Raw genomic sequence first — 15,726 nt, 5'->3', positions numbered from 1 at the left:
TACCGGGAGTTACGAATTACCGGGGCATTGCGACCCGGAAATGGCGCGGGAGGTTCCCGCGCCATGGGGGCCGATCCTGGCGGACCGGCCCCCACCTTCCATCAGGCCAGGGCGGCGATGGCGGCGGCGTAGTTCGGCTCATCGGCGATCTCGCCCACCAGCTCGCTGTGCAGCACCTTGTTCTGCTCGTCCAGCACCACCACGGCGCGGGCGGCGAGGCCGGCCAGCGGACCGTCGGCGATGGCCACGCCATAGTTGGCGAGGAACTCGCGACCACGCAGGGTGGACAGGTTCACCACGTTCTCCAGGCCTTCGGCGCCGCAGAAGCGCGCCTGGGCGAACGGCAGGTCAGCGGAGATGCACAGCACCACGGTGTTGGCCAGCTTGCTCGCCTCGGCGTTGAACTTGCGCACGGAGGTGGCGCAGGTCGGGGTGTCGACGCTGGGGAAGATGTTCAGCACCTTGCGCTTGCCGGCGTAGTTTTCCAGGGTGACGTCGGACAGGTTGCCGGCGACCAGCGACAGGGCCGGAGCCTGCTCGCCTTTCTGCGGCAGCTTGCCGTCGACGGAAACCGGGTTGCCCTTGAGGGTGACTTGAGCCATTGCTTGGGTCCTTCTGTGAGGGATGGCGGCGCTGGCGGGGTGCCAGCGCCGCAGGAGGATTCGGGGCCGTCGCAGATGCTAGCACGTCTTTCCCGAGCTTAACGCTCGGGCATGCAGCCGGGCCTGCAGGATCGACAGCCCTTTCCCTGATCCTGGCTGCGCGCCACGCTCTAAAGACTGGGGAAGCGCAAACACGGAAACCATAGGGCGTCAGTGGTGTCCGGCGTGAGGGCTGTTCGCGAGCAAGCTCGCTCCTACAGGGGACTCCCGACGTAGGGCGCATAATCCGGAACGGATTATCCGCCGAAGGTCTCGCGGCGAATAACGCTGGCGCGTCATGCGCCCTACGGATGGGGTGTCAGCGGTGTCCGGCGTGAGGGCTGTTCGCGAGCAAGCTCGCTCCTACAGGGGAGTCCCTATGTAGGGCGCATAATCCGGAACGGATTATCCGCCGTTCCCATGACGGCGGATAACGCTGGCGCGTTATCCGCCCTACGATCTGCGTTCCTCACCGTAACCCTGACTGCACCGTCCCGGTGTTCTATCTCACCCAGGCGCGACTCAAACGAACGGCTGGCCCTGGAACCCACGCGGCAGGCGCTGGCTGCCCGGCATGGCGACCAGGCGCTTCTCCCAGAAGCTGCGCCAGTCGTTGTGCACGGCTTCGGCACGTGCCTTGCGCTGGGCCCTGCGTGCGGCGTTGCGGGCTGTTTTGCGGGCTTCCTTGTAGACCTCGGTGTTGCGGCAGCTGCGGCACTTCACCCGGTTCAGCTCGCTGGTGGATTCCAGATGCTTGCCGGCATGCCCGCAGGCCAGGTGACCCTTGACCTTGTAGTGAGTAACCATCGCAGTTCCTCCCGGTACGGCGAGCGCACCCTCGCCGCATGGCGGTGCCGCAGTCGGGCAAGCGGTGCGTGCCGGTTGACTGCGACGCTCAGGGAGTTGGACGAGCCGCTGCGCTTGCCGGTTCGAAATTTCTCGTCAGGCACGTCACTCCGGCAGGTGACAGACACAGCACAGCTTGTTGCCGTCCAGGTCGCGCACATAGGCCCCATAGTAGGTCGGCGAGTAGTTCAGGCGCAGGCCGGGTGGCCCTTCGTCGACGCCGCCCAACTGGATGGCGCGGGCGTGGAAGTTGTCGACCTGATGCCGCGTGCGCGCCTCGAAGGCCACCAGGCTGCCGTTGCCGACGCTCGCCGGCTGCCCGTCGATGGGCGAATAGACGCAGAACACCACGTCGCTGTCCGGGTGGGCGAAGATTGCCCGTTCAGGCTGAAGGCGGCGGGCCTTGAGGACAATCCCCAGCGCGCCGAGCACCCTGGTGTAGAAGTCGATGGCGCGCGGCAGGTCATTGGTGCCCACGGTGATATGGCTGAACATGCCGGCGCCCTCCTCGCTCAGGTCAGGCGCTCAGTTACCGGCATGAGCGCGCTCGATGGCGGCCATGTCCAGCTTTTTCATGCCCATCACCGCCTGCAGCGTGCGGCTGGCCTTCGCCGGGTTCGGGTCGGCGACCATGTCGCCGACGTGGCGCGGACAGATCTGCCAGGACACCCCGTAGCGATCCTTCAGCCAGCCGCAGATCTGCGCTTCCTCCGGGCCGCCGGCGCCGAGCTTGTCCCAGAAGTGGTCGATCTCCTTCTGGCTGTCGCACATCACCTGCAGCGACAGCGCCTCGGTGAAGTTGAAGGCCGGCCCGCCGTTCAGGGCGATGAAGGTCTGGCCGTCCAGCACGAACTCCACCGTCAGCACCGAGCCGGGCACGCCGCCATGGCGGTCCTTCTCGGCCTCTGGGTAATAGGCGATCTGCACGATCCGCGAGTCGGGGAAGATGCCGACATAGAACTGGGCCGCTTCCTCGGCCTTGCCGTCGAACCACAGGCAGGGGGTGACGCGTTGCAGGCTGGACATGGTGACTCTCCTGATCCTCGCGCGGTCGGCATGACCGGCATGCAGCTTGGTCGCCTGAGCGACGACGGAATCGACAAGTCTAGGCGGACTTTCGCGCTGCACCGGACGACCGGTCGAGCGGTATGCCTCTCTGGCAACCAGTCGCCGGAAACGAACCAGGACACCCGAAGGTGCCCTGGTTCGTCTGTTCCGTAGGATGGGTGGAGCGCAGCGATACCCATGCTGTCGGGGCACAGGTATTGATGGGTATCGCTGCGCTCCACGCCATCCTACAAACATCGCTCAACCATCCCCCCGGCAGTGCCCCTGGGACGCGACGTCAGTTGAACGTCTTGGTCGAATCAGCGCCCCGCCACCGCCCTGGCCCGCGCCTGGTGCAGCTTCCTGTAGCTGTCGATCAGGCGCAGGTGCTTGTCCAGCCCTTCCAGCTTCATGCTGGTCGGCGTCAGGCCGTAGAAGCGCACGCTGCCGTCCAGCGAACCCAGTACCGCGTCCATGCGCTCGTTGCCGAACATGCGGCGGAAGTTGGCCTCGAAGTCGGCCATCTCCAGTTCCTCGTCCAGCTGCACTTCCAGCGCCGCGTTGAGCGCCTGGTAGAACAGCCCGCGCTCGACGGTGTTGTCGTTGTACTGGAGGTACATCTCCACCAGTTCCTTGGCCGTCTCGAAGCGCTTCACCGCGAGGTTGATCAGCAGCTTGAGCTCGAGGATGGTCAGCTGGCCCCAGACCGTGTTGTCGTCGAACTCGATGCCGATCAGCGTGGTGATGTCGGTGTACTCGTCCACCTCGCAGGCTTCCAGGCGCTTGAGCAGCGACTTGAGGCGGACGATGTTGAGGCTGTGCAGGTTGAGGATGTCCGCGCGGAACGCCAGCGCCTTGTTGGTGTTGTCCCAGATCAGGTCTTCCACCGGGTAGATTTCCGAGTAGCCCGGCACCAGGATGCGGCACGCCGTGGCGCCCAGGTGCTCGTACACGGCCATGTAGACCTCCTTGCCCTGCTCTTCGAGGATGCCGAACAGGGTCTGCGCTTCCTGCTGGTTCGAATCCTCGCCCTGGCCGGAGAAGTCCCACTCGACGAACTCGTGATCGGCCCTGGCACTGAAGAAGCGCCACGACACCACGCCGCTGGAATCGATGAAGTGCTCGACGAAGTTGTTCGGCTCGGTCAGCGCCTGGCTCTCGAAGGTCGGCCGCGGCAGGTCGTTGAGGCCCTCGAAGCTGCGGCCCTGGAGCAGCTCGGTGAGACTGCGCTCCAGCGCCACTTCGAAACTCGGGTGGGCGCCGAAGGAGGCGAATACACCGCCGGTGCGCGGGTTCATCAGGGTCACGCACATCACCGGGAACGCACCGCCCAGCGACGCATCCTTGACCAGCACCGGGAAGCCCTGCTCCTCCAGGCCCTTGATGCCGGCGACGATGCCCGGGTACTTGGCCAGCACCTCCTGCGGCACGTCCGGCAGCGCCAGTTCGCCCTCGAGGATTTCACGCTTCACCGCGCGCTCGAAGATTTCCGACAGGCACTGCACCTGCGCCTCGGCCAGGGTGTTGCCGGCGCTCATGCCGTTGGAGAGGTAGAGGTTCTCGATCAGGTTGGACGGGAAGTACACCGTCTCGCCATCGGACTGGCGCACGAACGGCAGCGAGCAGATGCCGCGCTCGGTGTTGCCCGAGTTGGTGTCGTAGAGGTGCGAGCCGCGCAGCTCGCCGTCCGGGTTGTAGATCGCCAGGCAATGCTCGTCGAGGATTTCCTCGGGCAGCTCATCCTTGGGCCCCGGTTTGAACCAGCGCTCATCGGGGTAATGCACGAAGGGCGCGTTGGCGATCTCCTCGCCCCAGAACTGATCGTTGTAGAAGAAGTTGCAGTTCAGGCGCTCGATGAACTCGCCCAGCGCCGAGGCCAGCGCGCTCTCCTTGGTGGCGCCCTTGCCGTTGGTGAAGCACATCGGCGACTGCGCGTCGCGGATGTGCAGCGACCAGACGTTGGGCACGATGTTGCGCCAGGAGGCGATCTCGATCTTCATGCCCAGGCCGGCGAGGATTTCCGACATGTTGGCGATGGTCTGCTCCAGCGGCAGGTCCTTGCCCTGGATATAGGTGCTGGCGCCGGCAACGGTACTCGGCATCAGCAGCGCCTGGGCGTCGGCGTCGAGGTTCTCCACCTCTTCGATGACGAAGTCCGGGCCGGTCTGCACCACCTTCTTCACCGTGCAGCGGTCGATGGAGCGCAGGATGCCCTGGCGGTCCTTCTCGGAGATGTCCGCCGGCAGCTCGACCTGGATCTTGAAGATCTGCTTGTAGCGGTTTTCCGGGTCGACGATGTTGTTCTGCGACAGGCGGATGTTGTCCGTGGGGATGTCGCGGGTCTGGCAGTAGAGCTTGACGAAGTAGGCCGCGCACAGCGCCGAGGAAGCCAGGAAGTAGTCGAACGGACCCGGCGCCGAACCGTCGCCCTTGTAGCGGATGGGCTGGTCGGCGATCACCGTGAAGTCGTCGAACTTGGCCTCCAGGCGAAGGTTGTCGAGAAAGTTGACCTTGATTTCCATGCGCACGCACCACGAAAAGAAAAACGCGAAAAAGAGAAAAACGACTGGGCGCGCATTATCCGGGCAAACGCCCCCGCGGGATACCTCAACCGCCAGCCCGACGCCGCGGATCGACGCGCGGCCTCCCGTAGTCCGGCGCTTGGGGTAAGATGCGCGGCTTTGCGCCGCCCAGGCGCTCGTCCACGAGGAACCCACCGTGCTCAGATCCCAGGTCATCATCATCGGCGCCGGCGCCGCGGGACTGATGTGCGCCATGAGCGCGGCCGCGCGCGGTCGTCAGGTCCTGCTGATCGACCACGCCAACAAGGCCGGCAAGAAGATCCTCATGTCCGGTGGCGGGCGCTGCAACTTCACCAACATGTATTGCGAGCCGGCCAACTTCCTGTCGCAGAACCCGCACTTCTGCAAGTCCGCCCTGGCCCGTTTCACCCAGTGGGACTTCATCGCCCTGGTGGCCAAGCACGGCGTGCCCTACCACGAGAAGAAGCTCGGCCAGCTGTTCTGCGATAACAAGTCCAGCGACATCCTCGGCCTGCTGCTGGACGAGTGCGAACAGGCCGGCGTCGACCTGCGCCTGGACACCTCGGTGAGCGAGATCGCCCGCCTCGACGAAGGCGGCTACCAGCTGCAGACCAGCCTCGGCCCGGCCTGCTGCGAGTCCCTGGTGATCGCCACCGGCGGCCTGTCCATCCCGACCCTGGGCGCCACCGGCTTCGGCTACCAGATCGCCCGCCAGTTCGGCCACAGCGTGCTGCCGACCCGCGCAGGCCTGGTGCCTTTCACCCTCACCGATCCGCAACTCAAGGCGCTGTGCACCGAACTGTCCGGCACCTCGGTGGAGGATTGTCGGGTCAGCTGCAACGGCCAGAGCTTCGTCGAGAACATCCTGTTCACCCACCGTGGCCTGAGCGGCCCGGCGATCCTGCAGATTTCCTCCTACTGGCAGCCCGGCGACACCATCAGCATCGACCTGCTGCCACGCATCGACCTGCCGGTCTGGCTGGTCGAGCAGCAGCGCGAGCGCCCCAACAGCGAACTGAAGACGCTGCTGGGCGAGCTGTTCACCAAGAAGATGGCCGGCCTGCTGGCCGAGCAGTGGTTCGTTTCCAAGCCGATGAAGCAGTACACGCCGGCCGAGCTGAAGGCAATCGCCGAACGCCTGGGCGACTGGCAACTGGTACCGGCCGGTACCGAGGGCTACCGCACGGCGGAAGTCACCCTGGGTGGCGTCGACACTCGCGAAGTGTCGTCCAAGACCCTGGAATCGCTGAAGTCCCCCGGGCTGTACTTCGTCGGCGAAGTGCTGGACGTCACCGGCCACCTGGGCGGCTTCAACTTCCAGTGGGCCTGGGCCTCGGGCTACGCGGCGGCACAGTTCGTCTAGAGCCCGCTCCGGAGTTTCCTGTAGGAGCGAGCTTGCTCGCGAACCGCCCAGCACCGATTCAAGACCGTAGGGCGCACAACCCGGAACGGGTTATCCGCCGATAGCCCCGCGGCGGATAACGCTGGCGCGTTATGCGCCCTACGATCAGCACCGAGTTCGCCGGTTACGTAGGAACGGACTCGGCGCGCACCTGGCAGCAAAGGACGCACGGCTGTCCGTAATCGCTCCCTCGCCCTCGTTGCCGCTTGAAGGCTGCGGATTTCCAATGGACCCGAGCGTGACGCAGCCCGCGTCGCGCCTTGGAAATTCAGCCCTGGAGCCCGCCATGAGCCTCGACCTGAACGGCGTCAAAGTCCCCGACAGCGCCCTCGCCAAGGCCATCACCGAGATGGTCCGCGACAACGCCACCCGCCTGCTCTTCCACCACTCGTCCCGCGTCTACTACTGGGGTGCGCTGACCGGTGTGCGCAAGGAGCTGAAGTACGATGCCGAACTGCTCTACGCCGGCGCGATGTTCCATGACATGGGCCTGATGCCGCGCTACTGCAGCCAGTGCGAACGTTTCGAAGTGGACGGCGCCGACTGCGCCGCCCGGTTCCTGCGCAGCCACGGTATCGCCGAGAGCGACATCGACACGGTGTGGACCGCCATCGCCCTGCACACCACGCCCGGCATCCCGCAGCACATGAAGCCGGAGATCGCGCTGGTCACCGCCGGGGTGGAAATGGACGTACTGGGCATCGCCTACCCGCAGTTCCCCGACGCCCAGCGCGACGCCGTGGTCGCTGCCCATCCGCGCGGCGGGCAGTTCAAGCAGGACATCCTGCAGGCCTTCTACGACGGCATCAAAGGCAAGCCGCAAACCACCTTCGGCAACGTCAAGGCCGACGTGCTGGCGATGAAGGATGCCGACTTCGTGCGCGGCAACTTCTGCGAGGTGATCCTGAATTCCGACTGGGCCAGCTAGGCCTTCCCCGTCAAGGGCGTGCCCAGCACACCGGGCTCGCCCAGCAACTGCGCCAGCCACTGCATGAACACCCGCACCCGCTGCGGCAGTCGACGGTGGGCATAGAGCAGGGAAATCTCCATGGGCGGCAGCGGGATGTGCTCCAGCACCGCTACCAGCCGCCCGGCCTCCAGGTCATCCAGCACGCCATGGATCGGCACCTGGATGATCCCCAGCCCGCCCATGGCCGCGCTTTCGTAGGCCTCGGCGTTGTTCACCGACAGCGCCCCGCCCATCGGCACGTAGCGGACCTCGCCCTGGTGCAGGTACTCGAAGCCCGGCGGCCGCGCGCCCAACACCGTCACGTAGTGGATGAGCTGATGCCCCGCGAGGTCGTCCAGCGACTGTGGCACGCCGTGCTTGGCAAGGTAGGACGGGCTGGCACAGGTCACCTGCGGGAACTGCCCGAGGCTGCGCGCCACCACCGACAGGTCGTTCACCGAACCGACCCGCACCACGCAATCGAAGCCTTCGCGCACCAGATCGACGCGGCGGTCGGTGCAGCTCACTTCCAGCTCCAGCGCCGGGTGCCGCGCAAGGAATTCACCCAGGCGCGGCATCACCAGCTTGCGCGCCATCACCGTCGGCATGTCCACCCGCAGGCGCCCGCCGAGGGCTTCGCCGTCCTGGCGGAACAGACCCTGCAATTCGTCCAGCTGGGCCAGCATCTCCTTGCCGCGCTCGTAGAGCACCAGGCCATCCTGGGTAGCGGTGACTCGCCGGGTGGTGCGTTGCAGCAGGCGCGTGCCGAGCAGTTCCTCCAGCGCCTGGATGTGTTCGGAGACGGTGGAGCGCGGCAGGCCCAGTTGCTCACCGGCCTGGGTGAAGCTCGCCAGCTCGGTGACACGGACGAAGGTGCGCAGCAGGTCGGGGCGGATCATGGGCGGCTCACTGATTGTTCGGCACTACCGACCAGTATTTCCGATTCACGCCGATTTATCACCAGCCAATCGAACAATAAGCTTTCCCTCAATCCCCTGCTATCCAAACCCACACAGGAGCTTCGCCATGACCCGCAAGATCGCACTCATCACCGGCGCCAGCCGCGGCCTTGGCCGTAACGCCGCCCTGCACCTCGCCGCTGCCGGCGTCGACATCATCGGCACCTACCGCAGCCAGGCCGACGAGGCCCAAGCCGTCGTCGCCGAGATCGAGCGGCATGGCGGCCGTGCGGTCATGCTGCAGCTGGACGTGGCCGACAGCACCCGCTTCGCCGCCTTCGCCGAGCAGGTCCGCGCCACGCTGGGCGAGACCTTCGGCCGTCAGCACTTCGACTTCCTGGTGAACAACGCCGGCATCGGCCTCTACGCCAGCTTCGCCGAGACCAGCGAGGAGATGTTCGACCAGTTGATGAGCATCCAGCTCAAGGGCCCGTTCTTCCTGACCCAGAAACTGCTGCCGCTGATCGCCGACGGCGGCCGCATCCTCAACGTCTCCAGCGGCCTGACGCGCTTCTCGCTGCCCGGCTACGCCGCCTACGCGACCATGAAAGGCGCCATGGAAACCCTGACCAAATATCAGGCGAAGGAGCTGGGCGCACGCGGCATTGCCGTGAACATTCTCGCTCCCGGTGCCATCGAGACCGACTTCGGTGGTGGCCGCGTGCGCGACAACGCCGAATTGAACCAGCAGATCGCCAGCAACACCGCCCTGGGCCGCGTCGGCCTGCCGGACGACATCGGCGCAGTGATCGCCGCCCTGCTCTCCGAGGGCGGCCGCTGGGTCAATGGCCAACGCATCGAAGCCTCCGGCGGGATGTTCCTCTGATCCCCACGGCAGCATTGACCTTGGCGTAGGAGCGGAAAATCCTGCGTGGACGTCAGCCCTCTCCCCGCCCTGGCTGCGCGCCCCGCTCCGAAGGGCGAGGGAGTCGTTCGGCGTGGCCGGGAGGCTCGGAGTTCCGCTTGGTGCCGCTCAGTCCCCTCTCCCTTCAGGGAGAGGGTTAGGGAGAGGGGAAATCCAAGGCACGAACTATCAGAAGAAGACAGTTGCTCCTACGCACCCTGTCAGTCCGCGACAACATCCGGCTCGCCGATTGTCTCAATCTCCGCAACAAGCCTTTGCTGCAAAAAAACCTGCAACATTTTGTAACGGCCCCTAGTCTAAAAACACGCGTGGAAAAGACGAACCGCGGATCTCGCCGTCGACGGCTGATCCGCAGGGCGCCCCTGTGGCGATTTCGCACCCCGCTTCACTCCTCCGGCAACGGCCGGGAGTGCCGACCACCGTGAACCTACCTGGCGATACGCGTCCCTGCCTCCTCGACAACGAGCGAACCGCTATTGCCTCAGGAGCCGAAATGACCGAACACCCCAAGGGCTTCACCCGGCGCCAGCTGTTGAAGTCGTCCGCCGCCTCCCTGGCCGTTGGCGCTGCCAGCGCCCAGGCCGCGACCGTGATCGGCACGCCGAAATGGCTGCCCTTCGACCATAACGGCCCGCTGCACTACGACAATCCGGGCTGGCAGTTCTTCACCGCCGAGGAAGCCGTCGAGCTGGAAGCCATAGTCGAGCAGCTGATTCCCGCCGATGAGCTGAGCGTCAGCGGCAAGGACGCCGGTTGCGCGGTATTCATCGACCGCCAGATGGTGAGCGACTACGGCGACTTCGGCCGCCTGTACCGGCAGGGTCCCTTCACCCCCGGCACGCCCGCCCAGGCCGACCAGTCGCCGCTGGTGCCGCGCGAGCGCTACCGCCTCGGCCTGGCCGCGCTGGGCAAGTACTGCCAGGGCAAGTTCCAGAAGAACTTCAGCGCCCTGCCCGGCGAGCAGCGCGACCAGGTGCTCAGCGGCCTCGAGAAAGGCTCCATCAGCCTTGAAGGCATCGACGCCAGAATGTTCTTCCAGCAGGTGCTGAGCAACACCATGGAAGGCTTCTTTGCCGACCCCATCTACGGCGGCAACCGCGACATGGTGTCGTGGAAGATGCTCGGTTTCCCCGGGGCGCGTTACGACTACCGCGACTACATCGCGCTGCACAACCAGAAGCTGGACCTCGTGCCGCTCTCCATCATCGGCAGCTCCGCCTGGGCCAGGAAGGGTTAACGACACCATGGCCAAGAAACTACCTACCACCGACGTCGTGGTCGTCGGACTCGGCTGGGCGGGCTCGATCATCGCCCACGAACTGGCCGATGCCGGACTCAACGTCATCGGCTTCGAGCGCGGCCCCTGGCGCGACACGGCGAGCGACTTCAACCTCGCCTCCGCCGCCGACGAACTGCGCTACAGCCGCCGCCAGGAACTGATGCTGCGCACCCGGCAGAACACCTGCACCATGCGCAACACGGAAGCGGAAACCGCCCTGCCGATGCGCGTGTGGGGCTCCTTCCACCCCGGCAACGGCACCGGCGGCGCGGGCAACCACTGGGCCGGCATCACCTTCCGCTTCCAGCCCGAGGAGTTCCGCCTGGCCAGCCACCTGAAGGAGCGCTACGGCAAGGAAGTGCCCGCCGAGCTGACCCTGCAGGACTGGGGCACCACCTGGGAGGAGATGGAGCCGCATTACGACGCCTTCGAGCGGCTGGCCGGGGTTTCCGGCAAGGCCGGCAACCTGGGCGGCCAGATCGTCGAGGGCGGCAACCCCTTCGAGGGCGCCCGCTCGCGCGAATACCCCAACCCGCCCACCGCGCAGACCTACGCCCCGACCCTGTTCGCCGAGGCGGCGCGCAACCTGGGCTACAAGCCCTTCCCGGTGCCCTCGGCTCTGGCCTCCCAGGCGTACACCAACCAGCTGGGCGTGACCATGGGGCCCTGCACCTTCTGCGGCTTCTGCACCAACTACGGCTGCGCCAACTATTCCAAGGCCAGCGCCATCGTCAATGTCATGCCCGCGCTGATCCGCAAGCCCAACTTCACGGCGCGGACCAACTCCGAGGTGCTCAAGGTGACGATGGACAGCACCGGCAGCCGCGCCACCGGCATCGTCTATACCGACTCCAGCGGCCAGGAGTGGGAACAGCCGGCGGATATCGTGGTGGTCGCCGCGTTCATCTTCGAGAACGTGCGCCTCATGCTCCTGTCCGGCATCGGCGAGCCCTACAACCCGATTTCCAACACCGGCACCACCGGGCGCAACTTCGCCTACCAGACGGCCAACAGCGTGCAGATGTTCTTCAAGGACAAGAACTTCAATCCCTTCATCGGTGGCGGCGCCATCGGCATGGGCATTGACGAGTTCAACAACGACAACTTCGACCACTCCGGGCTCGGCTTCGTCGGCGGCGGCAGCACCCGCGTGACGCCGATCGGCGCCGCGCCCATCGACTCGCGCCCGACCCCGCCCGGAACCCCGGCCTGGGGGTCGCAGTGGAAGAAGGCCACGGTGGAGCACTACCTGAGCACCATGTCCATCGGCTGCGAAGCCAGCAGCTACACCACGCGCGGCAACTACCTGTCGCTGGACCCCAACTACAGCGACCCGCACGGTCGCCCCTTGCTGCGGATCACCTTCGACTTCCCCGAAAACGACCTGCGGATGGCGCAATACTGCACCGACAAGGTGGCGGAGATCGCCCGCAGCATGAACCCGCAGCAGATAGTCCCGGCGCCGCGCAAAGGCCCCTGGTCGAATATCTCCTACCAGTCATCGCACATAGTCGGCGGCTTCATCATGGGCGCCGATCCGAAGAACAGCTCGGTGAACAAGCACCTGCAGGTATGGGGCGTGCCCAATCTGTTCGTGGTCGGCTCCTCGGCCTTCCCGCAGAACCCCGGCTACAACCCCACCGGCACGGTCGGCGCGCTGGCCTTCAAGGCCGCCGACGCGATCCGCCGGCTCTATATCAAGCGCCCCGGGGAGATGATCAGCGTATGAAGACTCTCCTTCGCATCGGCACCCTCGCCCTGCTCGGCCTGAACCTGCAGCAAGCCTGCGCCGCAACGGGGGCGGACTCCTACAACCTGGTGGAGAAAGGCCGCTACCTCGCCGTACTCGGCGACTGCACCGCCTGCCACACCCTGCCCGGTCAGGCGCCGTTCGCCGGTGGCGTGGCCATCGACACGCCGTTCGGCAAGCTGGTGGGCGCCAACATCACACCGGATGCGGAAACCGGCCTGGGCCGCTGGAGCTTCGACGACTTCCAGGCGGTGATGTCCAGCGGCCACGGGCGCAACGGCAAGCGCCTGTACGGCGCCATGCCCTACACCGCGTACACCAAGGTACGCCGTGAGGACAACCTGGCACTCTGGGCCTACCTGCAAACCCTGGAGCCGGTGCACAACCCGGTGGAAACCAACCAGTTGCCCTTCCCCTTCAGCGTGCGCACCAGCCTGATCGGCTGGAACTGGCTGAACTTCACCCAGGGCGAGTTCGTGCCCTCGCCGGACAAGTCGCCGCAATGGAACCGTGGCGCCTACCTGGTGGAAGGCCTCGGCCACTGCGGCACCTGCCACACGCCGAAGAACCTGATCGGCGGCGACGACAACCAGCGCTTCCTCGCCGGCGCCAACCTGCAGGGCTGGGTCGCCCCGGACATCACCGCCAACCCGCACAGCGGCATCGGCCAGTGGAGCACCGAGGACATCGTCCAGTACCTGAAGACCGGCGCCAACCGCTTCGACATCGCCTCCGGCCCCATGGCCGAAGCGGTGGAGAACTCCACGCAGCACTGGCGGGACGAAGACCTGCTGGCGGTGGCGGTGTACCTCAAGGATGGCGCGGCAGATAAAGCGGCGCCGGCGCCGGTGGCTGCCACCGACGCGGCGATGGTCGCGGGCAAGGCGATCTATGCCGACCGCTGCTCGGCCTGCCATGTGAGCAACGGCAAAGGCGTGAAAAACCTGTTCCCAACGCTGGCGGCCGCGCCGCTGGTCAACAACGACGACCCGACCTCGCTGATCCGCGTGGTGCTGGCCGGCAGCCGCGCCGGCGGTACCGATGCCGCGCCCACCTCACCGGCCATGCCGGCGTTCGCCTGGAACCTCGACGACGAGCATGTCGCCAGCGTATTGACCTATGTGCGCAATACCTGGGGCAACGCGGCGGCGCCCGTCACCGCCGGCCAGGTGGCCGATCTGCGCAAGGAGCTTGCGCAGTAATCGGCACGGGGCGTAGGAGCGGAAAATCCTGCGTGGACGTCAGCCCTCTCCCCCGCTCTGGCTGCGCGCCCCGCTCCGAAGGGAGAGGGAGCCGCCCGTGCCGGCTGGCGCATTGGTTTCAGCCTGCTCCGCAAGGTCCCCTCTCCCTTCAGGGAGAGGGTTAGGGAGAGGGCGGGCCCTCGCGCAGGACTTCATGTAGGACTCCGTCCGCGATGATGTCCGGCGCATTGCTGACCAATCGCGGACGAAGTCCGCTCCTACGAATCCTGCAAGCACGGCGTCATTTCAACCGGCGCTCGGCGGCGATCTCCGGCAGGTCGGTGCGGCGCAGGTAGGTGAGCAGCGCCTCGTTGAGGTTCAGGCGGTCGTGGATATTCTGCTCGGCGAGGATCTGCAGGCACTCGCGGCTCAAGGTCATCACCATGCCGTTCTTCTGCGCCCAGACGAATTCGCAGGCCGGGCGGATGCTGTCCTCGGCGACGTCCATGCCGAAGGAGTCCTCGCTGAAGCGCACGATGTACTTGCCGGTCTTGAGGTTGAAGCCGACGAAGCCGGACAGCCCGTCGGCGGCGTTGCAGATATCGCTGGAAGTGATGGCCATGCTGCCCCCTGGATTTGTTCTGGTTGGATGCGCACGCAGGAGGTTCCCGCTTCTGTGAGCGGGTGAACGTCGAATTCTGACAGCCTTGCCGGCGCCTGCTCAGGGGCGGGTTGTCGCACCCGCCGCTGTTGTCTGGGCAACAGTTGCCCAGCAGTCGTGCGCGGGACGGGACAGCGGCCGCTGCCCCGGTCAATCGCCAAGTATCTGATCCGACGGGAATTTGCCCGCGTGGCACGGCTTTCGCTCTGCATCTCCTGCGGCACCTTCGCCGCTGTGCAGCCCCGAGGAGCCGAGCCATGAGCCAACAACCGATCCGTTTCGCCTACTGGGTGCCCAACGTCAGTGGCGGCCTGGTGGTCAGCAAGATCGAACAGCGCACCCACTGGGACATCGACTACAACCGCCAGCTCGCGCGCATCGCCGAGGACGCGGGATTCGACTACGCGCTCACGCAGATCCGCTTCACCGCCGGCTACGGCGCCGAGTACCAGCATGAGTCGGTGGCGTTCAGCCACGCACTGCTGGGGGCGACCGAGAAGCTCAAGGTGATCGCCGCCATCCTCCCCGGCCCGTGGACGCCGGCACTGGCGGCCAAGCAACTGGCGACCATCGACCAGCTCACCGGCGGACGCATCGCGGTGAACATCGTCAGCGGCTGGTTCAAGGGCGAGTTCCAGGCCATCGGCGAGCCCTGGCTGGAGCACGACGAGCGCTACCGCCGCTCGGAGGAATTCATCCGCGCCCTGAAAGGCATCTGGACCCAGGACGACTTCAGCTTCCACGGCGACTTCTACCGCTTCCACGACTACAACCTGAAACCCAAACCGCTGCAGCGACCGCACCCGGAAATCTTCCAGGGCGGCAGCTCGCGCGCCGCCCGCGACATGGCCTCGCGGGTGTCCGACTGGTACTTCACCAACGGCAACAGCGTGGAAGGCATCAAGGCGCAGGTGGACGATATCCGCGAAAAGGCCGCAGCCAACGGCCATTCGGTGAAGATCGGAGTGAACGCCTTCGTCATCGCCCGCGATACCGAGGAAGAGGCCCGCGCGGTGCTCGCCGAAATCATCGACAAGGCCGACCCGGAAGCGGTGAACGCCTTCGGCCATGCCGCGAAACAGGCCGGCGCCGCCTCGCCGGAGGGCGAAGGCAACTGGGCGAAATCCAGCTTCGAGGACCTGGTGCAGTACAACGACGGTTTCAAGACCAACCTGATCGGCACGCCGCAGCAGATCGCCGAACGCATCGTCGCGCTCAAGGCGGTGGGCGTGGACCTGGTGCTGACGGGCTTCCTGCATTTCCAGGAAGAGGTGCGCTACTTCGGCGAGAAGGTACTGCCGCTGGTGCGCGAGCTGGAGCAGAAGAAGGCGCGGCGGACAGAGGCGGCCTGAGCCTGGGGTTCGGCGGCGCGGATAGCTATCGCGGACGGAGTCCGCTCCTACGCCCATCCTCGCGCCGTGCTGGCCGGTCACGTAGGAGCGGACTCCGTCCGCGATGGATCATGCCCCGCGCCGAGTCTCCCTTAGGGTTCGGTGGGGCGCCTTTCGCGGGGCCACCCCCGGCGCGACGGTGGGGGGGGTTTTGGGGGGGGGTTGTTTGTGGGGGGGGGGGGGGGGGGGCGGGAAATAAGAAGGGGGGCAAA

Annotated in this window: 14 protein-coding genes; 7 read left to right on the top strand and 7 right to left on the bottom strand. The window is 66.0% G+C overall.

Translation table 11 applies throughout. The annotated features are described in order from the left end of the window. Nucleotides 1-101: 101 nt before the first annotated feature. The 5 genes from tpx to ACCC94_RS13205 all read right to left on the bottom strand — a co-directional run bounded on the left by tpx (nucleotide 102) and on the right by ACCC94_RS13205 (nucleotide 5,056). Complete coding sequence (tpx, locus tag ACCC94_RS13225; RefSeq protein ID WP_413349904.1) at nucleotides 102-602, bottom strand: thiol peroxidase; 501 nt, start codon at nucleotides 600-602, stop codon at nucleotides 102-104. Between the two features lie 561 nt (nucleotides 603-1,163). Continuing rightward, entirely contained in the window at nucleotides 1,164-1,448 is a 285-nt protein-coding gene (locus ACCC94_RS13220) for a hypothetical protein (RefSeq protein ID WP_413349903.1), read from the bottom strand. 144 nt (nucleotides 1,449-1,592) lie between these two features. After that, on the bottom strand, nucleotides 1,593-1,982 hold the full coding sequence (locus ACCC94_RS13215) for a VOC family protein (RefSeq protein ID WP_413349902.1): 390 nt from the start codon (nucleotides 1,980-1,982) through the stop codon (nucleotides 1,593-1,595). Nucleotides 1,983-2,012: 30 nt separating this feature from the next. Beyond that, entirely contained in the window at nucleotides 2,013-2,513 is a 501-nt protein-coding gene (locus ACCC94_RS13210) for a VOC family protein (RefSeq protein WP_413349901.1), read from the bottom strand. 341 nt (nucleotides 2,514-2,854) lie between these two features. After that, on the bottom strand, nucleotides 2,855-5,056 hold the full coding sequence (locus tag ACCC94_RS13205; RefSeq protein WP_413349900.1) for an OsmC domain/YcaO domain-containing protein: 2,202 nt from the start codon (nucleotides 5,054-5,056) through the stop codon (nucleotides 2,855-2,857). 196 nt (nucleotides 5,057-5,252) lie between these two features. On the opposite strand from ACCC94_RS13205, the gene ACCC94_RS13200 reads away from it, so the two are divergent. Both ACCC94_RS13200 and ACCC94_RS13195 read left to right on the top strand, forming a co-directional pair. Further along, entirely contained in the window at nucleotides 5,253-6,440 is a 1,188-nt protein-coding gene (locus ACCC94_RS13200; RefSeq protein WP_413349899.1) for an NAD(P)/FAD-dependent oxidoreductase, read from the top strand. Between the two features lie 325 nt (nucleotides 6,441-6,765). Further along, nucleotides 6,766-7,407 (top strand): HD domain-containing protein, encoded by a 642-nt coding sequence (locus ACCC94_RS13195; RefSeq protein ID WP_413349898.1) that lies wholly within the window; start codon nucleotides 6,766-6,768, stop codon nucleotides 7,405-7,407. On the opposite strand, the gene ACCC94_RS13190 is transcribed toward ACCC94_RS13195, so the two are convergent. Then, on the bottom strand, nucleotides 7,404-8,327 hold the full coding sequence (locus tag ACCC94_RS13190; RefSeq protein WP_413349897.1) for a LysR substrate-binding domain-containing protein: 924 nt from the start codon (nucleotides 8,325-8,327) through the stop codon (nucleotides 7,404-7,406). The genes ACCC94_RS13195 and ACCC94_RS13190 overlap by 4 nt on opposite strands. A 127-nt stretch (nucleotides 8,328-8,454) precedes the next feature. On the opposite strand from ACCC94_RS13190, the gene ACCC94_RS13185 reads away from it, so the two are divergent. The 4 genes from ACCC94_RS13185 (at nucleotide 8,455) to ACCC94_RS13170 (ending at nucleotide 13,483) form a co-directional block, all read left to right on the top strand. Further along, nucleotides 8,455-9,213 carry an SDR family NAD(P)-dependent oxidoreductase gene (locus tag ACCC94_RS13185; RefSeq protein WP_413349896.1) on the top strand — a complete coding sequence of 253 codons (759 nt, stop codon included), beginning with the start codon at nucleotides 8,455-8,457 and terminating at the stop codon, nucleotides 9,211-9,213. A 532-nt stretch (nucleotides 9,214-9,745) separates the two neighbouring features. Further along, nucleotides 9,746-10,489 carry a gluconate 2-dehydrogenase subunit 3 family protein gene (locus ACCC94_RS13180; protein ID WP_413349895.1) on the top strand — a complete coding sequence of 248 codons (744 nt, stop codon included), beginning with the start codon at nucleotides 9,746-9,748 and terminating at the stop codon, nucleotides 10,487-10,489. A gap of 7 nt (nucleotides 10,490-10,496) precedes the next feature. Then, nucleotides 10,497-12,260, top strand: coding sequence for a GMC family oxidoreductase (locus tag ACCC94_RS13175; RefSeq protein ID WP_413349894.1), 1,764 nt, complete (start codon nucleotides 10,497-10,499; stop codon nucleotides 12,258-12,260). Continuing rightward, nucleotides 12,257-13,483, top strand: coding sequence for a c-type cytochrome (locus ACCC94_RS13170; RefSeq protein ID WP_413349893.1), 1,227 nt, complete (start codon nucleotides 12,257-12,259; stop codon nucleotides 13,481-13,483). Before ACCC94_RS13175 ends, ACCC94_RS13170 begins: the two co-directional genes overlap by 4 nt. 280 nt (nucleotides 13,484-13,763) lie before the next feature. Here ACCC94_RS13170 and ACCC94_RS13165 read toward each other — a convergent pair whose 3' ends face one another. After that, the gene (locus tag ACCC94_RS13165) at nucleotides 13,764-14,084 is read right to left on the bottom strand and encodes a DUF2025 family protein (RefSeq protein ID WP_413349892.1); all 321 of its coding nucleotides are present in this window, start codon (nucleotides 14,082-14,084) and stop codon (nucleotides 13,764-13,766) included. A 296-nt stretch (nucleotides 14,085-14,380) separates the two neighbouring features. On the opposite strand from ACCC94_RS13165, the gene sfnG reads away from it, so the two are divergent. After that, nucleotides 14,381-15,475, top strand: a complete 1,095-nt coding sequence (sfnG, locus tag ACCC94_RS13160) for a dimethylsulfone monooxygenase SfnG (protein WP_413349891.1) — start codon at nucleotides 14,381-14,383, stop codon at nucleotides 15,473-15,475. Nucleotides 15,476-15,726 lie beyond the last annotated feature (251 nt).

It is taken from the genome of Pseudomonas sp. Pseusp97, from assembly GCF_047304025.1.
In the GTDB taxonomy this organism is placed as follows: Bacteria; Pseudomonadota; Gammaproteobacteria; order Pseudomonadales; family Pseudomonadaceae; genus Pseudomonas.
This window is presented reverse-complemented; position numbering and strand designations above follow the sequence as displayed.